The 7,067-nt window shown below is 70.2% G+C and carries 7 protein-coding genes; 5 read left to right on the forward strand and 2 right to left on the reverse strand.

What is annotated here, in order from left to right; all coding sequences use genetic code 11:
• Positions 1-305: 305 nt before the first annotated feature.
• Both NCC78_RS25050 and NCC78_RS25055 read right to left on the reverse strand, forming a co-directional pair.
• Positions 306-1,103 (reverse strand): hypothetical protein, encoded by a 798-nt coding sequence (locus tag NCC78_RS25050; protein ID WP_250797455.1) that lies wholly within the window; start codon positions 1,101-1,103, stop codon positions 306-308.
• A gap of 219 nt (positions 1,104-1,322) precedes the next feature.
• On the reverse strand, positions 1,323-2,084 hold the full coding sequence (locus NCC78_RS25055; RefSeq protein WP_250797456.1) for a FadR/GntR family transcriptional regulator: 762 nt from the start codon (positions 2,082-2,084) through the stop codon (positions 1,323-1,325).
• A 137-nt stretch (positions 2,085-2,221) separates the two neighbouring features.
• Between NCC78_RS25055 and NCC78_RS25060 the strand changes: the two genes are divergently transcribed.
• From NCC78_RS25060 to NCC78_RS25080, 5 genes are all read left to right on the forward strand, one after another.
• Positions 2,222-3,511 (forward strand): ABC transporter substrate-binding protein, encoded by a 1,290-nt coding sequence (locus tag NCC78_RS25060; RefSeq protein ID WP_250797457.1) that lies wholly within the window; start codon positions 2,222-2,224, stop codon positions 3,509-3,511.
• A gap of 76 nt (positions 3,512-3,587) precedes the next feature.
• Positions 3,588-4,535: a carbohydrate ABC transporter permease gene (locus NCC78_RS25065; RefSeq protein WP_250797458.1), complete on the forward strand. Its 948-nt coding sequence runs from the start codon at positions 3,588-3,590 to the stop codon at positions 4,533-4,535.
• Positions 4,532-5,347, forward strand: coding sequence for a carbohydrate ABC transporter permease (locus tag NCC78_RS25070; RefSeq protein WP_250797460.1), 816 nt, complete (start codon positions 4,532-4,534; stop codon positions 5,345-5,347). The genes NCC78_RS25065 and NCC78_RS25070 overlap by 4 nt, the downstream gene beginning before the upstream one ends.
• Positions 5,348-5,354: 7 nt before the next feature.
• Positions 5,355-6,503, forward strand: a complete 1,149-nt coding sequence (gene dgoD, locus NCC78_RS25075) for a galactonate dehydratase (protein WP_250797461.1) — start codon at positions 5,355-5,357, stop codon at positions 6,501-6,503.
• A 5-nt stretch (positions 6,504-6,508) separates the two neighbouring features.
• Positions 6,509-7,067: bifunctional 4-hydroxy-2-oxoglutarate aldolase/2-dehydro-3-deoxy-phosphogluconate aldolase (locus NCC78_RS25080; protein ID WP_250797462.1), on the forward strand; the 559-nt coding region annotated here is incomplete at its 3' end.

Here is a 7,067-nt window from a genome sequence, read left to right on the forward strand (position 1 = left end):
GTGCCTCGCCGACGGTCTCCCCGCCGGCCGTGACGGCCCGGTTGATCAGCTCGTCGACCCGCTCCCGGCTGTCCACGCCGAGGCCGACGATCACCTCCCGACTTGCCCTGGGGTCGGTGACCGCCACCGTCGTGTACGCCTCGAAGGCGGCGTGTGCGTGTGCAGCACGAGGTGGGTCGTGTCGTCCAGGGACAGGTGGACGCTCAGCCCGTCCGGCGACGGCTGTTCGGCGGTGAAACCGAGTGCCCGGAAGAACATCGTCGCCGTGGTGAGGTCTCGCACCGGCAGGTTCAGGAAGGTCGTCGTCATCGCGGGGCACCCTTCGACTCCAGCAGGTGCTTGAGCGCGGCGAGCCGGTCCCGCCAGTAGGCCTTCAGTTCCGCCGCCTGTTCCGCCCCGGTGAGCTTCTCGTGCTGCACGGCCACCCGGGACCGGGCCTCGCCGACCGGGGCGAAGCCCACCACGAGCCGGGTGGACCCGTCGGCCCAGTCCGCCCGGAAGGTCCGCGGCGCGGTGGCCGTGCGGACCCGGACGGCCACGTCGGGCAGCCACCGGCGACGCAGCGTCTCGTCGGCGAAGGCGGCGAAGAGCCGCTCCACCGGTACGTCGACCGTCCGGCTGCCGGCGGCGGAGAAGCCACCGCCACGCCGCTGGCCGGGGGCGCGCAACCCGCGTGCCTGCTCGTACCCGACGGTGATGGTCTGCGCCCACCAGCCCGGCACCTCGTGGGTGGTGACCAGCCAGCGCGCGATCTCGGTGTGCGTGCGCTCGGTGCCGCCCCAGTCGTCGAGCAGGGCGAACCACTGCGCCCATCCGCGGCCGGTGCGCTCGCTGAGCAGCGCGTCGGAGATCCGCTCGGTCTGCTCCGCCGTGCCCGCCGCGGTCGGGGCAGGGGTCGTCGCCCCCGGCCCGCCGGCCGGGTCGGCGTCCGGCTCGGCCGGGGTGACGGCCTCGGTCGCGGTGACGGGCTCGGTCGCGGTGACGGGCTCGGTCGGAGCGGCCTCGGCGCGGGCGAGCAACTGCCGGCGGGCCGTGGTGTAGCTCTCGCCGGTCTTGGCCATCCGGGTGCGGACCCGGGCCTTGAAGGTGCGCTGGTGCGTCATCACATGCTCCCTGTCAACGGCACGGCCGCAGGGACTCACGCTCCCCTCGACCGCGCCGGACAAGGCATGTGGCACGGCATCCCGAGAACAGCACGTTCCCTTTGCCTCCGCGACGCCGGCGGCGTGAGCACCGGAAAGGAGGTGGGGCGCGGGACGGCGCCGCCACCAGCATACGCCGGGCGCAGGGACCTCGGGCAAGGACGCGCAGAAGCGGTGCGGTCAGAAACCAGCCGGCTCGGCGCTCTGCTCCCAGATCGACTTCATCTCGTCGAACGCCTGCTCCATGAGCTGCACCATCGCCTGCCGCGCGCGCTCGCCCTCGTGCCGCTGGATCGCCTGGGCGACCTCGGCGTGCAACTGGAGGGCCTCGTCGCTCGGGTGGTGCGGCATGAGGTGGTGCTTGTGCCGGCCGGTGAGCACCTCGGCGACCAGGTCCTGCAACCGGACGAACATCTCGTTGCCGGAGGCGACCAGCACCCGTCGATGGAACTCTATGTCGAGGCGCAGGAAGCGCTCCTCGTTGCCGGCCTTGCCGGCCGCCCACATCTTCGCCGCGAGCCCGACGAGATCGCTCGCCTCGTCGTGGCCCGCCCGGCCGGCGGCCAGCCAGGCGGCGTGCGGCTCGACGGCGGTGCGCAGCTCGGTGATCGACCGGAGCTGGGTGATCCGGCCGGCCGAGGCGAGCCGCCAGCGGATCACCTGCGGGTCGAAGACGTTCCAGTCGTTCGCCGGCCGGATCATGACCCCGACCCGGCGGCGGGCCTCGATGAACCCGATCGAGGCGAGGACCCGCAGCACCTCGCGGATCACCGAGCGGGACACCGCGTACCGGTCGATCAGCTCGTCGATGTTGAGCACCGCCCCGGGCGCCAGCTCGCCGCCGCAGATGGCGGTGCCGAGGTCGTCGAGGACGCGCGCGTGCAGCCCGGCCTCAGCAGGGGCGTTCTGGGCGGCTGCGCCCCCGGGAGAGTACCGTTCCACGCCACGGATCATATCAGTTAGATCAACCTCTTGAATAAGTCTGCTTTTTCGGCCTAGCATCCCGACGTTAAGCGGATGTAAACACCGAGGTAGCGGCCCTCTCCAGGGCAGCGGCCACGACAGAAGGAGAGACAAGCGTGCGACGTCGATCATTAATCGGCACTTCTCTGGCCGTGGTCGCCGCCATGGGCCTGGCGGCCTGCGGCGGCGGTGGCGACGGCGGCAGCGGGTCGGACACCCTGCGCGTGACGCTGGTGAACCACGTCTGGACCGAGAACATCAAGAAGGCCCTGCCGGAGTTCGAGAAGCAGTCGGGCCTCAAGGTCGAGGTCACCCAGCTCGGTGAGGACCAGCTCTCCGACCAGTACAACGTCAAGCTGAACGCCGGGTCCACCGACCTCGACGTGATGATGTACCGGCCGCTGCAGGAGGGGAAGCTGTTCGCCAAGAACAAGTACCTCGCCGACCTGAGCGACAAGGCCAAGTCGGACAGCGCGTTCGAGTTCGGCGACTTCCAGTCCGGGCCGGTGCAGGCCACCTCGTACGAGGACAAGGTGGTCGGCGTCCCGATCATCACCGAGCAGGAGGTCCTCTACTACCGCAAGGACCTGCTGGAGAAGTCCGGCTTCACCGCTCCGCCGAAGTCCCTGGACGAGCTCAAGGCGCAGGCCGCGAAGGTCGAGGCCGACAACCCGGGCGTTGCTGGCTTCGTGGCCCGGACCGGCAAGGCCGCCGCGGTCACCCAGTTCTCCAGCTTCCTGTACAGCTTCGGCGGTGACTTCGTCGACGCCAGCGGCAAGGCCTCGGTCAACACCGAGCAGGCCAAGCAGGCGTACGCCTACTACGGCGGGCTGCTCAAGGACCACGGTCCGGAGAACATCAGCACCGACATGAGTTGGTCCGAGGCGATGGCGATCTTCACCCAGGGCAAGGCGGCCTTCTACACCGAGGCCAACTCGCTCTACAAGAACGCCACCGACCCGGCCAAGTCCAAGGTCTCCGACACCGTCGGCTTCGCCACCTTCCCGGCCGGCCCGGCCGGCTCGAAGCCGTACAACATCCCGTCCTGGGCGCTCGGCGTCAACGACGCGTCGAAGAACAAGGACAACGCCTGGAAGTTCATCCAGTGGGCCGCCGGCAAGGAGCAGTCGCTGGCGCAGCAGAAGGCCGGCGTCCCCGGCGCCCGCGCCTCCGTCTGGGCCAACCCGGAGGGCACCACGACCTACCCGAAGGACCTCGCCGAGGCCACCCAGGTCAGCACCGCCAACGGCATCGGCCACGACCGTCCGCTGGTCGTGAAGGTCGCCCAGGCGCGGGAGATCGTCGGGCAGCCGATCGTCGACGCGATCACCGGCAAGGACGCGGCCGCCTCGGCGGACGCGGCGAACGAGGCGTTCCAGAAGTTCCTCGACGACGAGGCGAAGTAGCCCGACCGCGGGGTGGCGGGCCGACCGGCTCCGCCACCCCGCGCCGGGACCCTGCCCCCCGAACCCGGAGACATCGATGTCGACCGTCACCACCCCAGTCACCAGATCGTCCGAGGCCCGTCCGGCGTCCCCGGATTCGGCCTGGTCGCGTTGGGCCAACCAGCACCGCAGGTGGCTCTTCGCGGCACCCGCCATGGCGTTCGTCGCCGTGCTGATCATCTTCCCGGTGGCATGGACCGGGTACCTGAGCCTGACCGACGCCGAGGGTTCGGTGCGCGCCGAGAGCGAGTTCATCGGGTTCCAGAACTACCTGGACGTGCTCTCCGACACCGACCGGTTCTGGCCGGCGGCGTGGCGCACGACCCTCTTCACCGGCGTCGTGCTCCTCTTCGAGGTCGTCCTCGGCATGGCGATCGCCCTGCTGCTGTGGCGGCCGTTCCGCGGTGAGAAGTGGGTCCGGGTCGCGATCCTGCTGCCGCTGGTGGCCACCCCGGTCGCGGTCGGCATGATGTGGCGGCTGATCTTCGACCCCAACATCGGCATGGCGAACCAGTTGCTCAGCTGGGTCGGCATCGGCCCGCAGCCCTGGCTGTCCGGGCAGAGTTCGGCCCTGCCGACGACGATGTTCATCGACATCTGGCAGTGGACGCCGATGGTCGTGCTGATCCTGCTCGCCGGCCTGACGTCGCTCTCCGACGAGCCCCAGGAGGCGGCGCTCATCGACGGCGCCAGCACCTGGCAGCGGTTCCGGCACGTCACCCTGCCGCTGCTGATGCCCACCGTGATCGTCGCGATCCTGCTGCGCGGCATCGACGCGCTGAAGACCTTCGACATCCTCTACGCCACCAAGGGCCGCGGCGGCGGGTCGTTCCACGAGGTGGAGACGCTCAACGTCTACGCCTACGGCCTGAGCTTCGACTACAACGACTACGGCGTCTCGTCGACGGTCCTCATCATCTTCTTCCTGATCATCATCGGGGTGATGTGGGCCCTGACCTACCGCAAGAAGGGGCTGGACCGATGAAGCCGAGCAGGCCGTTCAAGGTCTTCCGGGCGGTGGCCCTCGTCGTCGTGGTGGCCTCGCTGATCGCGCCGCTGCTCTGGATGATCGCCGCGTCGCTCAAGACCAATGTCGACATCTACGACACCAGCAAGGCGTTCGTCTTCTCGCCCACCCTGGACAACTACAGCACTGTGCTGGAGCGGGCGAACTACGTCCAGTTCATCGGCAACAGCCTGTGGGTGGCGTTCGCGGCCACCGTGCTCTCGCTCATCCTCGGGGTGCCCGCCGCGTACTCGATGAGCCGGTTCAACATGAGGAAGTCCGCGCTCGTCGTGCTCATGGCGCGGGTCATCCCCGGCGTGTCGCTGCTGGTGCCCTGGTACTACGTCTTCTCGAACCTGCAGATGGTCGGCGGGTTCACCGTGCTGATCCTCAGCCACATGTTCGTGTCGCTGCCGCTGATCGTCTACATCATGATGGGCTACTTCGACGGCCTGCCGACCGAACTCGAGGAGGCGGCGCTCGTCGACGGGCTGACCCACATCGGGGCGTTCCGGCGGATCACCCTGCCGCTGTCGGTGCCCGGCATCGCCACCGCCGGCATCCTGTCCTTCATCTTCTCCTGGAACAACTTCATGTTCGCCCTGGTGCTCTCCGGCGCCGACACCAAGACGCTGCCGGTGGCGATCTTCGACTTCGTCGGCTACGCCAGCATCGACTGGGGCGGCCTGATGGCGGCGGCCACCGTGGTCACCGTGCCGATCATGGTGATCGCCCTGTTCGTGCAGAAGTACATTGTCTCCGGCCTGACCGCCGGCGCCACGAAGGGCTGAGGACGCCATGACGAAGATCGCACGGGTGGAGACCTTCCTCGTCGCGCCACGGTGGCTGTTCGTCCGGGTCGAGACCTCCTCCGGGATCGTCGGCTGGGGCGAGGCGACCTGCGAGGGCCGGTCCGAGACCGTCCGCACCGCCGTCGAGCAGCTCAGCGAGCTGCTGATCGGCAAGGACGCGCTGCGCATCGAGGACCACTGGCAGGTGATGACGAAGGGCTCGTTCTACCGGGGCGGGCCGATCCTGGCCAGCGCCGTCGCCGGGCTCGACCAGGCGCTCTGGGACATCGCCGGCAAGCACTTCCGTGCGCCGGTGCACCAGCTGCTCGGCGGCCCGGTCCGGGACCGGATCCGGGTCTACGGCTGGGTCGGCGGCGACGAGCCCGCCGAGGTCCGCGACCAGATCAGCGCCGCCGTCGAGACGGGCCTGACGGCGGTGAAGATGAACGCCTCCGGGCGGATGAGCTCGGTCGCGTCGGTGGCCGAAATCGACGGCGTGGTCCGGCGGGTGGCCGCCGCCCGCGAGGTGCTCGGCGACGACCGGGACGTCGCGGTCGACTTCCACGGGCGGTTCACCCTCGCCAACGCCCGTCGGGTCGCCCCGCTGCTGGAGCCGTACCGACCGTTCTTCCTCGAGGAACCGGTGGTCCCGGAGAACTCGCACCTGATCGGCGAGTTCGTCCGCTCCACGACCACGCCGGTGTCGACGGGCGAGCGGCTCTACAGCCGGCAGGAGTTCCTGCCCGTGCTGCAGGCCGGCATCGCGGTCGCCCAGCCGGACCTCTCGCACGCCGGCGGCATCACCGAGGTCCGCAAGATCGCCGCGCTGGCCGAGGTGTACGACGTGCAGCTCGCCCCGCACTGCCCGCTCGGGCCGATCGCCCTGGCGGCCTGCCTGCAGGTCGGCTTCGCCACGCCGAACTACCTGATCCAGGAACAGAGCATCGGCATCCACTACAACCTCGGCGCCGAGGTGCTCGACTACTGCCTCGACAAGGCCCCGCTGACCTTCGTCGACGGGTACGTGGAGCGGCTCACGGCACCCGGCCTCGGCATCGAGATCGACGAACACGCGGTGCGCACGGCGGACAAGCGCGGGCACGCCTGGCGCAGCCCGACCTGGCGGCACCTCGACGGCTCCTACGCGGAATGGTGAACACGATGACCGTCAACCTCGCCGCCGAACTCGCCGATGCCCGCATCCTCGCGGTCATCCGCGGCACCGACACCGCCGGCGCGATCGCCGCCGGCACCGCCCTGCTGGAAGAGGGCGTACGGATCGTCGAGGTCGCGCTCACCACGCCGGACGCGTTGCGGGCCATCGAGGCGCTGCGCGCGGCCGCGCCCGCCGGCTCCCTGGTCGGCGCCGGCACGGTGCTCACCACCGCCGACGTCGCCGACGTGGTCGCCGCGGGAGCACAGTTCGTGGTGACCCCCGCCGTCGTCGAGTCCATCGCCGAGGCCGCCCGCCGCGGCCTCCCGGTCGGCGCCGGGGCGTTCACCCCGACCGAGGCGTACACCGCGATGCGGATGGGCGCGTCGGCGATCAAGCTGTTCCCCATCTCGGTGGGTGGCCCGGCGTACCTCAAGGCGGTGCGCGACCCGTTCCCGGACATCCCGTTCGTCGCGGTCGGCGGCGTCGGGCTGGACGACGTGCCCGGCTACCTGAAGGCCGGCGCGATCGCGGTCGGCGTCGGCGGTCCGCTGGTCGGCGACGCCG

The organism is Micromonospora phytophila, from assembly GCF_023656545.1.
In the GTDB taxonomy this organism is placed as follows: Bacteria; Actinomycetota; Actinomycetes; order Mycobacteriales; family Micromonosporaceae; genus Micromonospora; species Micromonospora phytophila.

Excerpts from the sequence above, each read along its gene's own strand:
- NCC78_RS25050 (WP_250797455.1), bottom strand. The coding sequence starts at position 1,103 with ATGACGCACCAGCGCACCTTCAAGGCCCGGGTCCGCACCCGGATGGCC.
- NCC78_RS25070 (WP_250797460.1), top strand. The coding sequence starts at position 4,532 with ATGAAGCCGAGCAGGCCGTTCAAGGTCTTCCGGGCGGTGGCCCTCGTC.
- NCC78_RS25065 (WP_250797458.1), top strand. The coding sequence starts at position 3,588 with ATGTCGACCGTCACCACCCCAGTCACCAGATCGTCCGAGGCCCGTCCG.
- dgoD (WP_250797461.1), top strand. The coding sequence starts at position 5,355 with ATGACGAAGATCGCACGGGTGGAGACCTTCCTCGTCGCGCCACGGTGG.